17 protein-coding genes are annotated in these 15515 nt (G+C 57.6%); 12 read left to right on the forward strand and 5 right to left on the reverse strand.

What is annotated here, in order from left to right; genetic code table 11:
• Positions 1 to 57: 57 nt before the first annotated feature.
• The 4 genes from bhcA to bhcD all read left to right on the forward strand — a co-directional run bounded on the left by bhcA (position 58) and on the right by bhcD (position 4431).
• Complete coding sequence (gene bhcA, locus ACZ1HJ_RS10775; protein WP_472718667.1) at positions 58 to 1248, forward strand: L-aspartate--glyoxylate aminotransferase BhcA; 1191 nt, start codon at positions 58 to 60, stop codon at positions 1246 to 1248.
• Positions 1248 to 2219 carry a beta-hydroxyaspartate dehydratase BhcB gene (gene bhcB / locus ACZ1HJ_RS10780; protein ID WP_472718668.1) on the forward strand — a complete coding sequence of 324 codons (972 nt, stop codon included), beginning with the start codon at positions 1248 to 1250 and terminating at the stop codon, positions 2217 to 2219. The genes bhcA and bhcB overlap by 1 nt, the downstream gene beginning before the upstream one ends.
• Positions 2220 to 2238: 19 nt before the next feature.
• Complete coding sequence (bhcC, locus tag ACZ1HJ_RS10785) at positions 2239 to 3402, forward strand: 3-hydroxy-D-aspartate aldolase BhcC (RefSeq protein WP_472718669.1); 1164 nt, start codon at positions 2239 to 2241, stop codon at positions 3400 to 3402.
• A gap of 63 nt (positions 3403 to 3465) precedes the next feature.
• Entirely contained in the window at positions 3466 to 4431 is a 966-nt protein-coding gene (gene bhcD / locus ACZ1HJ_RS10790) for an iminosuccinate reductase BhcD (RefSeq protein WP_472718670.1), read from the forward strand.
• A 77-nt stretch (positions 4432 to 4508) separates the two neighbouring features.
• Here bhcD and ACZ1HJ_RS10795 read toward each other — a convergent pair whose 3' ends face one another.
• Entirely contained in the window at positions 4509 to 5144 is a 636-nt protein-coding gene (locus ACZ1HJ_RS10795; RefSeq protein ID WP_472718671.1) for a ChrR family anti-sigma-E factor, read from the reverse strand.
• Positions 5141 to 5683, reverse strand: coding sequence for a sigma-70 family RNA polymerase sigma factor (locus ACZ1HJ_RS10800; RefSeq protein WP_472722198.1), 543 nt, complete (start codon positions 5681 to 5683; stop codon positions 5141 to 5143). The genes ACZ1HJ_RS10795 and ACZ1HJ_RS10800 overlap by 4 nt, the downstream gene beginning before the upstream one ends.
• A gap of 212 nt (positions 5684 to 5895) precedes the next feature.
• On the opposite strand from ACZ1HJ_RS10800, the gene ACZ1HJ_RS10805 reads away from it, so the two are divergent.
• Genes ACZ1HJ_RS10805 through ACZ1HJ_RS10835 form a run of 7 tightly spaced genes read left to right on the forward strand, consistent with a single transcriptional unit; the run spans position 5896 to position 12088 of the window.
• Positions 5896 to 7179, forward strand: coding sequence for an NAD(P)/FAD-dependent oxidoreductase (locus ACZ1HJ_RS10805; protein WP_472718672.1), 1284 nt, complete (start codon positions 5896 to 5898; stop codon positions 7177 to 7179).
• Complete coding sequence (locus tag ACZ1HJ_RS10810) at positions 7176 to 7925, forward strand: DUF1365 domain-containing protein (RefSeq protein WP_472718673.1); 750 nt, start codon at positions 7176 to 7178, stop codon at positions 7923 to 7925. The genes ACZ1HJ_RS10805 and ACZ1HJ_RS10810 overlap by 4 nt, the downstream gene beginning before the upstream one ends.
• Positions 7925 to 9082: a class I SAM-dependent methyltransferase gene (locus tag ACZ1HJ_RS10815; RefSeq protein ID WP_472718674.1), complete on the forward strand. Its 1158-nt coding sequence runs from the start codon at positions 7925 to 7927 to the stop codon at positions 9080 to 9082. The genes ACZ1HJ_RS10810 and ACZ1HJ_RS10815 overlap by 1 nt, the downstream gene beginning before the upstream one ends.
• Positions 9075 to 9593, forward strand: a complete 519-nt coding sequence (locus ACZ1HJ_RS10820; RefSeq protein ID WP_472718675.1) for a chalcone isomerase family protein — start codon at positions 9075 to 9077, stop codon at positions 9591 to 9593. The genes ACZ1HJ_RS10815 and ACZ1HJ_RS10820 overlap by 8 nt, the downstream gene beginning before the upstream one ends.
• Positions 9593 to 10819: an MFS transporter gene (locus tag ACZ1HJ_RS10825; RefSeq protein WP_472718676.1), complete on the forward strand. Its 1227-nt coding sequence runs from the start codon at positions 9593 to 9595 to the stop codon at positions 10817 to 10819. The genes ACZ1HJ_RS10820 and ACZ1HJ_RS10825 overlap by 1 nt, the downstream gene beginning before the upstream one ends.
• Positions 10816 to 11364: a DUF3833 domain-containing protein gene (locus ACZ1HJ_RS10830; RefSeq protein ID WP_472718677.1), complete on the forward strand. Its 549-nt coding sequence runs from the start codon at positions 10816 to 10818 to the stop codon at positions 11362 to 11364. The genes ACZ1HJ_RS10825 and ACZ1HJ_RS10830 overlap by 4 nt, the downstream gene beginning before the upstream one ends.
• 1 nt (position 11365) lies before the next feature.
• The gene (locus ACZ1HJ_RS10835) at positions 11366 to 12088 is read left to right on the forward strand and encodes an SDR family NAD(P)-dependent oxidoreductase (RefSeq protein ID WP_472718678.1); all 723 of its coding nucleotides are present in this window, start codon (positions 11366 to 11368) and stop codon (positions 12086 to 12088) included.
• A 9-nt stretch (positions 12089 to 12097) separates the two neighbouring features.
• Here the strand turns inward: ACZ1HJ_RS10835 and ACZ1HJ_RS10840 are convergent, their stop codons facing one another.
• The 3 genes from ACZ1HJ_RS10840 to ACZ1HJ_RS10850 are packed head-to-tail and all read right to left on the reverse strand — an operon-like array spanning position 12098 to position 14516.
• Positions 12098 to 12826 (reverse strand): glycosyltransferase family 2 protein, encoded by a 729-nt coding sequence (locus tag ACZ1HJ_RS10840; protein ID WP_472718679.1) that lies wholly within the window; start codon positions 12824 to 12826, stop codon positions 12098 to 12100.
• Complete coding sequence (locus ACZ1HJ_RS10845) at positions 12826 to 14229, reverse strand: hypothetical protein (RefSeq protein WP_472718680.1); 1404 nt, start codon at positions 14227 to 14229, stop codon at positions 12826 to 12828. Before ACZ1HJ_RS10845 ends, ACZ1HJ_RS10840 begins: the two co-directional genes overlap by 1 nt.
• A gap of 26 nt (positions 14230 to 14255) precedes the next feature.
• Positions 14256 to 14516, reverse strand: coding sequence for a hypothetical protein (locus ACZ1HJ_RS10850; protein WP_472718681.1), 261 nt, complete (start codon positions 14514 to 14516; stop codon positions 14256 to 14258).
• Between the two features lie 175 nt (positions 14517 to 14691).
• Between ACZ1HJ_RS10850 and ACZ1HJ_RS10855 the strand changes: the two genes are divergently transcribed.
• Positions 14692 to 15513, forward strand: coding sequence for a DUF547 domain-containing protein (locus ACZ1HJ_RS10855; RefSeq protein WP_472718682.1), 822 nt, complete (start codon positions 14692 to 14694; stop codon positions 15511 to 15513).
• Positions 15514 to 15515: the final 2 nt, after the last annotated feature.

Consider the following 15515-nt stretch of genomic DNA (forward strand, 5'->3'; position numbering starts at 1 on the left):
TATCCTGCATGCCCTTTCCCGTATTGTGATGTGTATTCGCCATAGGAGGGCATCGAAATGAGCTTTCAAAACCCTGTATTTATTCCCGGCCCGACCAATATGCCCGAGGCGCTGCGCCTCGCAACTTATATGCCGACGATTGATCACCGCTCACCGTTGTTCGGTGAGATTTTGCACCCCGCACGGGCGGGCGTTCAGAAAATTCTGAAGAGCACGACGGCAGAGGTTTTCATATTCCCGTCAACAGGCACCGGTGGCTGGGAAACAGCCCTGACCAATACGTTGAGTGCTGGCGATACGGTTCTGGCCGCCCGCAATGGAATGTTTTCGCACCGTTGGATCGACATGTGCGAGCGCCACGGTCTGGAGATGCAAATTGTTGATACGCCGTGGGGGCAGGGCGTGCCCGTTGACCGGTACGCAGAAATTCTGACCGCAGATCGCGGACACAAGATCAAAGCGGTCTTGGCCACGCACAACGAAACCGCCACGGGCGTCAAATCTGACATCGCGGCCGTACGCCGCGCCCTTGATGCGGCGGCCCATCCGGCGCTGCTCATGGTTGATGGTGTTTCGTCGATCGCATCGATGGATTTTCAAATGGATGACTGGGGCGTCGATATTGCCGTCACAGGCAGCCAAAAGGGCTTCATGCTTCCGGCGGGTCTTGCCATTATCGGGTTTTCACCCAAAGCGATGGCGGCGCTAGATCATGCTGATCTGCCGCGCACCTTCTTTGACGTGCGCGACATGGCCAACGGCTACGCTGCCAATGCATTTCCCTACACGCCGCCGGTTGGGTTGATCAACGGGTTGAAAATGGCGACGGAAATGCTGTTGGAGGAGGGGCTGGACAATGTCTTTGCCCGCCATCACCGCATTGCCGAAGGGGTGCGCGCCGCGACCCGAGCCTGGGGCCTTGATCTTTGTGCGCAAAGGCCGGATCTTTATTCCGATACGGTGAGCGCGATCTGCACGCCCGAGGGTTTCAACGCCACGGACATCGTCACCCACGCGGACAAGAAATATGACGTGGCCTTTGGCGTTGGACTTGGCGACGTCGCAGGCAAGGTGTTCCGGATCGGACATCTGGGGCAGCTTACGGATGTGTTGGCGTTGTCCGGCATCGCAACCGCAGAGATGACGATGGTCGATCTGGGTCTGGATATCACGCTTGGGTCGGGTGTTGCTGCGGCGCAGGACTATTACCGGTCCAACCGGGCCACGGCTTTGCGGGCGGTTGCGTGATGGATGACATGGCCCCCCTGAATTTGCCAACGCTGGATGACATGCTGGCGGCTGCCGATCGGATCGCACCACATGTGCACCGGACGCCGGTTTTGACGTCGACCTTTCTCAACGACCTGACGGGCGCTGAGCTGTTCTTCAAATGCGAAAATTTGCAAAAAGCCGGCGCATTCAAGGCGCGCGGGGCGTCGAACGCGGTGTTTGGGCTGACAGATGCTCAGGCCGCGCAGGGTGTGGCGACACATTCCAGCGGTAATCATGGCACGTGCCTGTCTTATGCCGCCGGGCGGCGTGGAATTCCCTGTACGGTAGTGATGCCCCATACTGCACCACAGGCCAAAAAGGACGCGGTTCGTGGTTACGGGGGCCGGGTTGTGGAATGCGAGCCGTCAACCACCAGCCGCGAGGCGGTGTTCGCCGATGTGCTGGCCGAAACCGGTGCTGAATTTGTGCACCCCTACAATGACCCCCGTGTGATTGCCGGGCAGGGTACCTGTGCAAAAGAGCTGATTGAACAGGTCGACGGTCTGGATGCCATGGTTGCCCCTATCGGCGGCGGCGGGATGATTTCCGGCAGTTGTCTGACGCTTTCTAACCTGGCGCCGGACATTAAGATTTATGCGGCCGAACCCGAGCAGGCCGATGACGCCTATCGCAGTTTCAAAGCGGGTCGCATTATCGCCGATGACGCGCCGGTGACCGTGGCGGACGGGCTGAAAGTCCCCCTCAAAGAGCTGACATGGCACTTTGTATCGCACCATGTCACGGACATTTTCACCGCCTCCGAAGACGAGATCATCGCGGCGATGAAACTGACCTGGGCCCGGATGAAAATCGTGATGGAGCCATCCTGCGCGGTGCCATTGGCCACAATCTTGAAAAATCGGGAAGTTTTTGCCGGCAAACGCGTTGGCGTTGTGATCACCGGCGGAAATGTCGATCTCGACAAGCTTCCCTGGATGACACGCTAACCTGAAAGAGGACACGAACATGAACGCACAAACGGACTTTTCACGACTCGAAGTTGGCTATGACGTCCCCGCCTTGCCGGGTATGAATGCCGCAGACATCCAGACACCGGCATTGGTTCTTGATCTGGATGCGTTGGAGCGGAACATCAAGAAAATGGGCGATTGGGCCAAAGCGCACGGCATGCGGCACCGGGTACATGGCAAAATGCACAAATCGGTTGATGTGGCCCTGTTGCAGGAAAAACTTGGCGGCAGTTGCGGCGTGTGCTGTCAAAAGGTCTCGGAGGCAGAAGTTTTTGCCCGCGGCGGGATCAAAGACGTGCTGGTGTCCAATCAGGTCACCGATCCGCTCAAAATTGACCGGCTTGCCCGGTTGCCCAAGTTCGGTGCACGGACGCTGGTTTGCGTGGATGACCCGGCCAATGTGGCCGATTTGTCCGCGGGCGCGCAAAAGCATGGCACGGAAATCGAATGTCTTGTCGAAATTGACTGTGGCGCGGGCCGCTGCGGTGTGACGACAACCGATGCGGTTCTGGAGATCGCTCGGTTGATCGATGCCGCCGAAGGTTTGAAATTCAGCGGTGTCCAGGCCTACCAGGGTGCCATGCAGCACATGGACAGCTACGCGGATCGTAAGGCGAAATTGGACGTCGCAATTGCGCAGGTTGCTGATGCGGTCGAAGGCTTGAAAGCCGCTGGTCTGGATTGCGACATTGTGGGCGGTGGCGGCACAGGATCCTACTATTTCGAGGGAAATTCTGGCGTTTACAACGAGTTGCAATGTGGCTCTTACGCTTTCATGGATGCGGATTACGGTCGTATTCGCGATAAGGATGGCAACCGGATTGACGAGGGCGAATGGGAAAACGCGCTCTTCATCCTGACCACCGTGATGAGCCATGCCAAGGCCGACAAGGCAATCGTTGATGCCGGCCTGAAGGCGCAATCGGTCGATAGTGGTCTGCCGATGATCCATGGACGCGACGACGTGGCTTATCTGAAGTGTTCGGATGAGCACGGCGTTGTCGGCGATCCTGACGGGGTGCTCAACGTCAATGACAAGCTGCATTTGGTGCCGGGGCACTGCGACCCAACCTGCAACGTGCATGATTGGTATGTCGGCGTGCGTGGGGGCAAGGTCGAGACACTCTGGCCGGTTTCAGCGCGCGGCAAGGCCTATTGAAGGCGTCCTGAATTAGCGGGGTGGCTGCGGTCATCCCCGTCGTAAATTTTCAAAGAGGTGAATATGTATATCGTCCCTGAAAGTGCGGTCGCCGATCTGGTGACGCGGGCAGATAGTTTTGCCGCAGTCGAGCAAGTGTTTGCATCCATGTCGAAACGGTCCGCCTACAACTTTCCTGTGATCCGCGAAGCCATCGGTCATGCGGATGCGCTTTATGGTTTCAAATCTGGTTTTGACCGGGATGCCCTGAATTTAGGTTTGAAATCAGGCGGATACTGGCCCGGAAATGCGGCCAAGGGCCTGACCAACCACCAATCCACGGTGTTCCTTTTTGATGCAGATACCGGGAAATGTCGTGCGGTGGTGGGCGGTAACCTATTGACCGCGCTGCGCACCGCGGCTGCGTCCTCGGTGTCGATTACCCATCTTGCGCCCAAAAACGCAAAGGTTCTTGGGATGATCGGCGCAGGCCACCAGTCTGCGTTCCAATTGCGCGCGGCGCTGGAGCAGCGCGATTTCGATAAAATCATCGGTTGGAACTACCACCCCGAAATGTTGAGCCGTCTGGAAGAGGTGGCCAAGGAGGCGGGATTACCCTTCGAACAGGTTGAATTGGACCGGTTGGGCGCTGATGCGGATGTGATCATTTCGATCACGTCTAGCTTCGATCCGATCCTGAAGGACGCACATGTCACCGGGGGCACGCATATCGCCTGCATGGGGACGGACACGAAAGGCAAACAGGAGGTTGAAGCCGCGCTTGTGGCGCGGGCAACGGTGTTTACGGACGAGGTCGTGCAATCGATCAGCATCGGCGAATGCCAGCATGCGATCGCGGCAGGATTGATCGATCAAAAACAGGTCAACGAAATCGGTGCGGTGATCAACGGTGACCATCCCGGGCGTACGTCCGAAGACGAAATTACGCTGTTTGATGGAACGGGCGTGGGCCTGCAGGATTTGGCTGTGGCCGACGCGGTGCTGACACGCGCGATCGAACAAGGCATCGCGGTCGAGGTCGATTTCTGACCCCTGTAACAACAGCCGCATTCAACAAAAAACGGGCATCAGAAGATGCCCGTTTTGCCCTGACCAGAGTGAACTGATCAGATTTTAAAGAGCGGTTGCAGCATACGCGGCATCCAAGAATTGAACCGCAGCGACGCATCTGTTGCAGCAAGGCAAATGCAGGGCTCGCCATCTTCGGCGACCGGTGTGTGTTCCAGATCAGAGTCGGCAATTTCAACATCACCGGCGCCAAACCGCCCGGTTTCGTCGCTGAACGCACCTTGCAGCACCAATGTCATTTCCAAGCCGTTATGGCCGTGATCCGGCACGGCCTGTCCGGGTGGGATGTAAAGCAACCTGACGCTGCCTTCCGCGTTTTGCGAAAGGATCGATTGCCGCGCGCCCAGACCAATGGTTTTCCACTTTGGGGGAAGCCCGTCCAGCGCCTGCATGATGGGGCCCGGAAAAACGCCTGACCGGGCATAAACCGGTGCGGTCTCAACGGCGTCATCCAGCCGGTCAAACAGGTTTTGCTTGGCCGCGTCCGACACGTCGATCGCCTGACCCGTTTCCAAAAGAGCGCCGCCTGCGCTTTGATGCGCGCCCAACCGGGCACGGCATTCGTCGCACATCGAAACATGTGCGGCGACGACCAACGCGAAAGGATCAGCCAATGCACCGGACGCATAGCTGAGCAATATGTGGTCTGGGATATGATGGATAATGTCCGTCATGTTTGCCTTGTACCTTTTAGCTCGTGGCGCAACCGCTCTAATCCGAGACGGATGCGTGATTTGATTGTCCCTAGGGGTAACCCTGTTTGTTCCTGGATCTCGCTATGACTTAGCTCGCCCAAGTATGCTTTCTCGACCATGTCACGCTGATCTTCGGTCAGTGTTGCAAGAGCGTCACGCAAAAGCGTGGTTTCTTGCTCGAGTGCGATGATCTGCACCGAATCTACGTCGGTCGTTGTCTCTTCTTTCAGCTCTTCCGGCACGGGCCGGCGAGATTTGCGTATGATGTCGATCTGCCTGTTACGGGCGATTTGATAGATCCAGCTTGAGACCTGCGCCCGATGCGGATCAAACGACGCGGCCTTGTGCCAGACCGACAGCATGACATCCTGCACGATATCCTCTGCTTCAGCCGCAGAAACGCCGGACCGCAAAATGAAGCCTTTGAGCTTTGGCGCAAAGAAATCAAAGAGTTGCGAGAATGCTTGTCTGTCGCGATCATCGCGAATGGCAAGCATCCAAAGCGTCTGATCCGACATTGTCTGAGATGGAATTTCGCTCACGTCCTGCCCATTTACATCAGTCACTGATGTTGCAAACAAATGATACCCGGCAGGTGGCCGGGTTTCTACGGAAATTTGCTGCACCACGTTCGACATGCCATTGTTACGTCGCGGGATTTGGGATGGATCATTTTTTTGATCCAGCGGATCGTGCGGGGCGTAACCGTGTGAAATAAAGGAAGTCCAGTATGTCATTTGATGCCCTGCGGGTTGGCGGTCAGAACATTGCAATTGTCGGCGGGGGCATATCCGGAATGGCCGCGGCGTATCTGCTGTCAAACCACCACAATGTCACGCTCTACGAGGCTGAGCCGCGGCTGGGCGGGCATGCGCGGACGGTTGTTGCAGGGCGCAACGGCGATCAGCCCGTGGATACCGGTTTTATTGTTTTCAACCACGTGACGTATCCGCATCTGACGCGCATGTTCCATCATCTGGATGTGCCGGTTGAGCATTCCAACATGAGCTTCGGCGTGAGTGTGGGGGGCGCGGGCGGCGTGGAATATGCCCTGACCAGCCTTAAGGCGCTTTTGGCCCAACCTGGTAACCTGACGCGACCTGCGTTCCTGCGCATGGTGCGCGACATCCTGCGGTTCAACGCCAATGCCGAGGCTCTGGCGCGCGATGACAGATTGACGATCGGCGAATTGATCAAAGAACTGAACCTGGGAGATTGGTTCCAGCGCTACTATCTGTTGCCCTTTTGCGGGGCAATCTGGTCAACCCCGCCGGATGAAATCCAGAACTTCCCAGCTAAATCGCTGCTACGGTTTTTCCGCAACCACGCGCTGCTTGGTGTTTACGGCCAGCATCAATGGTGGACCGTCAAAGGTGGCAGCATTGAATATGTCCGCCGCCTGCAGAGCTGTCTGGAGGCGCGGGGGTGCCACGTGCATACCGATACGCCGATTGCAGCCATTGATCGTACGCCGTCGGGCGCCCGTGTTCATGTGGCCGGACAGCCAAGCAGGGATTTTGATCAGGTGATCCTGGCCTGCCATTCCGATCAGGCGCTGAAATTGCTGGCAGCACCCACGAAAGACGAAACCGCGATTCTGTCGGATATGCGGTATCAGGACAATGAAATGGTCCTGCATTGCGACACCGCCCAGATGCCGCGTCGCCGGTCATGCTGGGCCAGTTGGGTCTGTCGCGCCGATGGCGATCCGATGAACGCGCCGGTCAGCGTGACCTATTGGATGAACAGCCTGCAGAATATCCCTGAAAACGATCCGCTTTTTGTCACGTTGAACCCGTTGCGCCCGATCGACGATGCGCATGTCTATGACACGAAAACCTTCCGGCACCCGGTGTTCGATATGGCCGCACTGCGCACGCAGGAGCGGTTGGCTGGTATCCAGGGCGATAACAATACCTGGTTTGCCGGTGCATATCTGCGCAACGGATTTCACGAAGACGGATTTGCCAGTGCGGTGCGCGTGGCCAAAGAGCTGAACCGTCAGTTCGCATGAGTGATTGGCCGGATCATATCGCGGGCAGTACAACCCATGCGCGGCGCGGGGGCATTGGAAACGCCTTCACCTATGGCGTCGACTACGTCTTGATTGATCCAAAGGCCCGTCGCGGTCCGATGCTGTTTTCCCGCAACCGGTTTAACCTGACGGCTGTAAATGACAAAGACCACGGCGGCCCGGTGGGACAGGGCCGTGGCGTGGACTGGGCCAGCGATATCTTCGAACAAGCGGGCATGCCGGAGGATTGCGCGATCCACCTGCTGACGCAGCCCAGTTTTGCGGGATACATATTCAACCCGGTCAGTTTTTGGCTGTCGATGCGCGGGGATCACCTGATTGCCGCGATTGCCGAGGTCAACAACCCTTGGGGGGATCGCCACAGCTATCTGTGTCATTTGCCGGATTTCACACCCATCACGCCGGGCGCCAGCATGCATGCGACAAAGCTGATGCATGTGTCGCCGTTTCAGGATGTGGCGGGCGACTATCAGTTCAATTTTGACGTCACGCCGCAGAAAATTGCCATCCGCATCGGGTTCAAAAATGGAGACGACGGTGTGATTGCCACTCTGACCGGCGCGCGCAAACCCTTGTCGAACCGGTCAATCCTGGGCGCGTTGGTTCGCCGCCCCACCGGTGCGCTGCGCACCATCACTCTTATTCACTGGCAGGCGTTGCGCCTGAAGCTCAAAGGGGCGGTTTATCGCACCCGGCCCACCCCACCTGAAACTGAGGTAAGTTAATGTTCTACCTGACGAAACGCCTGAAACACGACTTTCTGGAGAGCTGCGCAGGCATCCGGTGGGGCAGTGCGACAATCACCACGCCAGAAGGCGAAGTGCATCATTTTGGCAAGGGCGAACCGCATGCGGAAATGATCATTCACGATTGGTCCGTCGTATCCGCCATGGCCGCGCGGGGCGATATCGGCATGGGCGAATGCTATGTCGCGGGCCTGTGGGACACGCCATCGATTGAAACCTTCGCAACCGTGGCCATCAAGAACATGGATCACCTGCAATCCTATGCCTTCCCGAATTTCTGGAGCAATTTGAAGTTCCGCGCGATCGACCGGATCATGCGGGCCAACTCCTTGCGCGGCTCCTCGCGCAACATCCGCGCGCATTACGATGTGGGCAATGAGTTTTACCAGCAATGGCTCGATCCCAGCATGACATATTCATCGGCGCTTTATACCCCGGAAGATGATGATCTGGAGCGTGCACAAAACCGGAAATACGACCGCATTCTTGATCGATTGGGCGATGGCGAACAGGTTCTGGAAATTGGCTGCGGCTGGGGCGGTTTTGCCGAACGCGCCGCAGATCAGGGGCGTCATGTTACCGGGCTGACCATATCGCCCAGCCAAAAAGGCTTTGCCGACGCGCGCCTTGATGGGCGGGCGGATATCCGGTTGCAGGACTATCGCAAGACATCGGGCAAATTCGACAATATCGTTTCTATTGAAATGGTTGAGGCCGTGGGCGAGAAATACTGGCCAACCTACTTCTCAACGCTCAAATCGCGCCTCTCGGATGGGGGCAGGGCCGTTGTGCAGGCCATCACCGTGCCAGATAGCAATTTTGACATTTACCGGAACTGCTCGGATTTCATTCGCCAATACACCTTTCCGGGCGGGATGTTGTTGTCCGATGCGATGATCTCATGGCATGCCCGCAAAGCTGGTTTGCAGGTGCGGGACAACTTTGCGTTTGGGGATCACTACGCCCGCACGTGCCGCGAATGGTCAACCCAGCTTGAAGCGAGCCGCCCGCGTATCAATGCGCTTGGGTTCGATGACGCGTTTCTGCGGACCTGGCGCTATTACCTGGAAATCTGCGCGGCCTCGTTTTCGACCGGTCAAAGCAACGTGGTGCAGGTGGAGCTTGCACATGCGTAAATTGCTCTTGGTCGTCACGCTGTTGCTGTCTGCAGCGCCATTGCGCGCCGCCGATGGCATGGCCGTGATCACCAAAGCAATTGAAAATCCCCAGGTGCGGGGGGAGGCCACGTTTCGGTGGCTGGGTATACCGCTTTATACTGCGCGCCTCTACACGATGGATGGCACCGCCTATTCGCGCACGCGCCCGGTGGCGCTCGATTTGGAATATGCCCGCAAAATCAGCCGCGACAGCCTGATCAATGCCACCGTGTCTGAGCTGGAACGCCTCGAAGGCTCGCAGGCCGATCACGCGGTCATCGGCGAAAAGTTCCAGCCGTGCTTTCGCGATGTCGATGCGGGCGATCATTTTCTGGCCGCAACGACGGGACCAAACGATGTTGAACTATATTTCAACGGCGCCCGCACATGCCGGGTATCTCATCCGGACCTCAGCGCCCGTTTCCTGAACATCTGGCTCTCATCCAACAGCAGATCGCCTGACTTGTCGCGGCAGCTCAGGGGCGGCTGATGCGGTATTTCAACGTCAGTCTTTTCGCCATGCTGCTGGCTGCGGCAGGCTTGCCACTCTATATTCACCTGCCGCGCTTTGCGACGACGGAAATGGGGTTGAGCCTCTCCACGGTTGGCCTGATCCTGATCGGCATCCGCCTGCTGGATTTTCTGCAAGACCCCCTGATTGGCCGCGCCATTGACCATTGGAACCGGTCACATACCGTCTTTGCGTGGATGGCGGCGCTGGGAATGGCGGCCGGGTTTGTGATGCTCTTCTCCATTGCCCCGCCAATCCGCGCAGAGCTGTGGCTGACCCTGTCTCTGGTTTTGGTGTTTACGGCCTATTCCATCGGCAGCATCCTTTTTTACGGTCAAAGCGCCGCGATCGCGGGCAGCGGTTCACCGCGCGACATGTATCGCCTCGCAGCCTTTCGCGAATCCGGCATGATCACGGGTATCGTTCTTGCCGCCATTGCACCCGTCGCTCTGGCCAGCCTGACAGGCGCGCCGTCCGGCTACGCGCCCTTTGGCATCCTTCTGGCGGTCGTAGCGGTCATCATTGCCATCCAGACCCGCACGCTCTGGCAAGAGGCATCCACGCCCGAAGAGGCTTTGACCTGGCAGGCGCTGAAAACCTCCGGTGCGGCGCGTCTTGTCCTGTTGGCCTTCGTCAATGCTTTGCCAGTCGCAATCACCTCAACCCTGTTTTTGTTCTTTGTCGAAGACCGCCTGTTACTGCCCGACCTGTCCGGACCATTTTTGATCCTGTTCTTTCTGGCCGCGGGCCTGTCGGTCCCGTTTTGGTCTCGCGCCGTGGCCTGGTTCGGCGCGCGGCGTGTTCTGATCCCGGCGATGATTTTGGCAATCCTCAGCTTTGTAGGCGCCGCCGCGCTCCCGGCGGGTGCGGCCTGGGGCTTTGCCCTGATCTGCCTGGCCTCCGGCGCTGCCTTGGGGGCTGACATGGTCATTTTGCCCGCACTTTTTGCCACCACCTTGTCGCGCGCGGGCCTTCAGGCAGGCCAGGCTTTTGGCGTTTGGTCATTTGCCGCAAAGTTCGCTTTGGCACTTGCCGCCTTGGCGTTGCTGCCAATGCTGGAGGTGAGTGGATTTGTCCCGGGTGGAAAAAATTCAGCCGGGGCGCTCACGACGCTGACGGCCGCATATGCAATTTTACCATGTATTCTCAAGCTCTTGGCCATCGCGATGGTCTGGAAATTACCACAGGAGGATTTAAGTAAATGAATACCTTATGTGTCATTCTGATCCTCATTCTGGCGATTGTGATTTGGAAGCCAGGCTTTGGATTTCGCAGCCAGAAACCGGCACATTACGCCGAAACAGGTCCTGCGTTTGACATTCAAAAGCACCTGGCCGGGCCACTTTTGTCTGAAGGGATCATCTACGGGCCGAATGGGCAGGTCGTATCGCGATTTGTGGCCGATTTCATGGGCGAATGGGACGGTGACACGGGCACGCTGGCTGAAGATTTCACCTATGCGACCGGCCTCAAGGTGCAGCGCAAATGGTACCTCACCATGGGGAAAAACGGTCATTTCACCGCAACGGCTGATGACATCATTGGTGAGGCGCGCGGCATCATGTCGGGGGCAACGGTGCAACTTTTCTACCGCATCAAGGTCGACGAATCCGGTGGTGGGCACGAGCTGGATGTAACGGACTGGATGTACCTGATGGAAAACGGCACCATTCTCAATCGGTCCGAAATGCGCAAGTTTGGCGTCAAGGTGGCGGAGCTGATTGCCTCCATCCGCCCGGTTGGGAGCTGAAATGTTCAAGGGAAAAAGATATTGGATCGTAGGTGCCAGTGAAGGGTTGGGGCGCGCTCTGGCCGAAGCGCTTGACCGGGAAGGCGCGCGGCTTGTGTTGTCCGCACGCACCGAGGCGCGCCTCGCGGATTTGGCGGCGGGCCTCTCGGACGCGGATGTTGTGCCGGTGGATGTCACGGATGCTGCATCCGTCGCCGCAGCCGTAAAGGCCGCCGGGCCAGTCGACGGCATCGTGTATTCTGTGGGGGCGTATGAGCCCATGAAGGCGCAGGAGTGGGACCCGGAAACCGTTCAATGGATATGCGAGGCCAATTACATGGGTGCCATGCGGGTGATGGGCCATGTCGCGCCCGAATTCGCCCGGCGCGATCACGGGCATATCGTCATGATTGGCTCTTTGGCTGGCTTTACCGGCCTGCCCGGGGCCACGGGATATGGATCCAGCAAGGCAGCGCTCATGCACATGGCTGAGAACCTTTATGCCGATTTGCGCCAGACAAACGTCAAAGTGCAATTGGTCAATCCGGGTTTCATCAAGACCCGCCTGACTGAGAAAAACGAATTTGACATGCCTTTTATCGTGACAGCGGAAAAGGCAGCGGAATTGACCTTGAATGCGATGCGCAAAGACCGGTTTCAAACCAGTTTTCCAACGCTGTTTTCGCTGTTCTTCCGTATCGGTCGCTTCCTGCCGAAACGGCTTTTTCTGTCGATGATGTCGTAAGGATCGCACTCAGCGCGTCGGGTGTTCGGCGGCCTGCCACTTGCGGCGCCGGTCGGCAATGGCGGTGCGCAGGATCGTCCCGATAATCGCGTGACCGGCCAACAGGGTGCCGCGTACCGTTCCAGAAATTTTCGAGACGCCAATGCGCACGCGGTAATCCACGGGCACTTCTGTGATATTCAGGTCTTCCTGAATGGCGCGCAACTGCATTTCGACGGTCCAGCCGAACGCCTTGTCTTGCATATCGATCTGCCGCAGGGCTGTTGCACGAATGGCCCGGAACGGGCCCAGATCGGTATAGCGCACCGACCAGAACACATAAATGAGCCAACAAGCCAGCCAATTGCCGAACTGTTGTTGCGGGGTGAGTGAGCCGCGTGCGCGTTCGCCCAAACGGCGAGACCCAATCACCAGATCAAGGCCCTTTGTGGCAATCGGATCGATCAGACGATCCATTTGTTGGGGGAAATCGCTATAATCGCCATCCAGAAAGACGATGATATCGCAGGCGGGCAGAGCGGCGATCCCGGCCAGACAGGCCGCGCCGTAGCCCTGTTCTTGGGCAACCGCAATCTTGGCATCAAGCGATTGCGCAATATCAACCGTTTGATCGGTCGATCCATTGTCGGCCACCACGATATGATCCACCCAATCGGGAACATCGCCCAGAACCTTGGCGATTGCGCCCGCTTCGTTGAGCGCGGGAATGACAAGCCCAATGCGCGCACCATTTCGCATCAGGCAGCCCTCCGCTGCAGAACATGTGATGAAGGCGGGCGGACCAGATCAAGGATGAGCATGCCCCATACGGGCAACCAGATCGCCCAGACGATGCCGTACCGATAGATGTCGGCGGCCTCCCGCGCTGCGAAGTGAAAAAAGAGGTAGTGCAGGGGCATCAAGACACCGGCCAGCATAATGCCGCGTACGGGGAAGAAACACATGAACGGCGCCATCCACACAAAGTACCAAGGCGTCTGTGACGGGGCGAGCACGTAAATCGCGGCCGCAATTACAAACATCCGGAAGAGAATGGTGGCCGGATCCGGGGACATGCGCCAACACACGGCCAATATCGTCAAAACAAGCAGTACGCCAAGACCCGGCCGCGCCAGCATCGGGGCAACCACCCCCGTGATCGCGTCACTGACCAAAAACGCGGCTGACGAGGCCTTCCAGTTTTGGGCAAAAGCCACAAATCCCGACGTTTCGTCCAAGCCCGCCGCCAGAATGGGGCCGATCATGATCAGCAAAATGGCCGCAGTAACGGTCAGGATGGCCAAGGCCATCCGGGGGCGTTGCAGGTTTTGCCGAAGGATCGGTGCGACAAGAATAACTGGCCAGATTTTGACACCTGCCGCCACGGCCAACACCGCTGACGCCCCGATGGATCGACCGCGCAGTACCAGATACGCCGCAATCAGGACCGGCAGCATCAGGACCGGTTCCATATGTGCCGAATTCGCAACTTCCTTGATCACCAGCGGGTGCCACCAATAAAGCGCCGCCCAGAGCGGAGATCGACCCAGACGTTGCAAAATCATCAGGATAAAGCCCAAGGACACAGCCTCGAAAATCAGCAACATCCAACGCCACCCGTCCAGATCGAATGGCGCGATCACATGGGCAGCGGCAAAAACCGCCTGTAGGGCAGGCGGGTAGACTGTTCGGTATTCCGGGTAATTGATGCGTTCCAGCACATCGGCACCCTTTGTGGTCAGGCCCTGCAATTCGGGTGCTGCATCGCCTTGAGCCACGTCGAGCGGCGCATATTCGAAGGGCGAAAATCCATGCGCGACAACCGCGCCGTCCCAGAGGTACCGGTTGTAGTCATCCTCCAGAATGGTGGGCCCTCCGATCTGCACAACACGGGCAACCAGACCCACGAGGCACACGAGCAGAAGAAGTTTGCGCGTTGCGACGGCCGGTGTCCGGACCACAAGACCCGGCAAGCCCAGGCTGATCAGTACCGCCATCCCAACATAGATGACCACAAAGGGGACAATTGGCATGTCCACCACGTCCACATCATAGCCGAATGAGGGTGCGACCAAGCGTAGTGCCACTGACCACAGCAGAAGGATGGCGCCCAACCCCCACCAGATCATCAACCAAATGGGCCGGGGCGCGTCAGTGGACATGCGCAAGCATCGCGTCTGGGCTGCGGTTAATAGTCAAAGCTGCCGCGACGCGTGCTGGTGCGGCGTTTTTTCTTTTTCTTCTTTTTCTTTTTGGCCTTGGTTGTCGATTGCTCGTTCTGGGCAACCTTGTTGCTGCGCGACTTCGAGAGTTCCTCGACAGAGTCCTGTGCGCTCTTGAACCCAAAGAGACCTTTGCCCGTCTCCGCGGCGCTGGCATATGTGCCTGACGTGGCCAAAACGGCCGCTGCCACAAGTGCTGCGAGCGATGATTTCGTTACATGCGCCATGCTGTGTCCTATCCAATGAGACTTTGTGTTGGTGATCAGCATTAAGGCATCATTGGTCGATTTTGAATTGAACTTTGGTTCACGGTTAAGTGTGAAGAACTTGAGGGCGCGTGCACGTATATGAGCGTTCACACGTCACCCGCGTCTTGCCGCTGAGCCACCAGAAGGACACCACATGCCCACACGTTTCTTGATACTTGCTGCCAGCTTGTTGTTCTTGCCGGCTGGATTGTTGGGAGGCTGGTCCTCCAGCGCACCCGAAAGCTGGGAATACTGGGAATACAACAACCCCGAAAACACGCAGCCGCTGGATCACAGCGCATGGGATGCTTTTTTGCAAACCTACGTGCGTTCAGACGGCCTGGGCTACAACACCGTGGCGTATGGTGCTGTCTCGGCACTGGATCGCGCCGCACTTGACGGCTATATTGATTACTTGACGGGTATCGAGATCACCGAACACGCGCGGCCCGTTCAGTTGGCCTATTGGCTCAATCTTTACAATGCCCTGACGGTCAAAGTTATCCTGGATCATTACCCGGTCAAATCCATTCGCGACATCCGGTTGGGTGGGTTGTTGAGCCGCGGTCCGTGGGACGGGGAATTGATCGAGGTTGAAGGCGAGCCGATGACATTAAATGCCATTGAGCATGAAATTCTGCGACCCATCTGGCAGGATCCTCGTCTACATTATGCAATCAACTGCGCCTCCGTTGGATGCCCGAATTTGCACGATCAGGCCTTCACGGCCAGCAATACACCCGCGCTTTTGGACCGGTTGGCGCGCGATTACCTCAGCCACCCGCGTGGGCTCAGAATCGAAGATGATCATGTGACTGTGTCTTCGATCTTCCAATGGTTCGCGTATGATTTTGGTAATGCCGAGGCGGAAGTCATCGCCCATATCGCGCAATACGCCCCACCAGAAACCGGTGAGGCGCTAAAACGTATCGGTGAGATTGACGATACCGAATATGATTGGTCCCTGAACGAGTGACG

The sequence above is a fragment of the Roseovarius sp. JB2-10 genome (assembly GCF_055693585.1).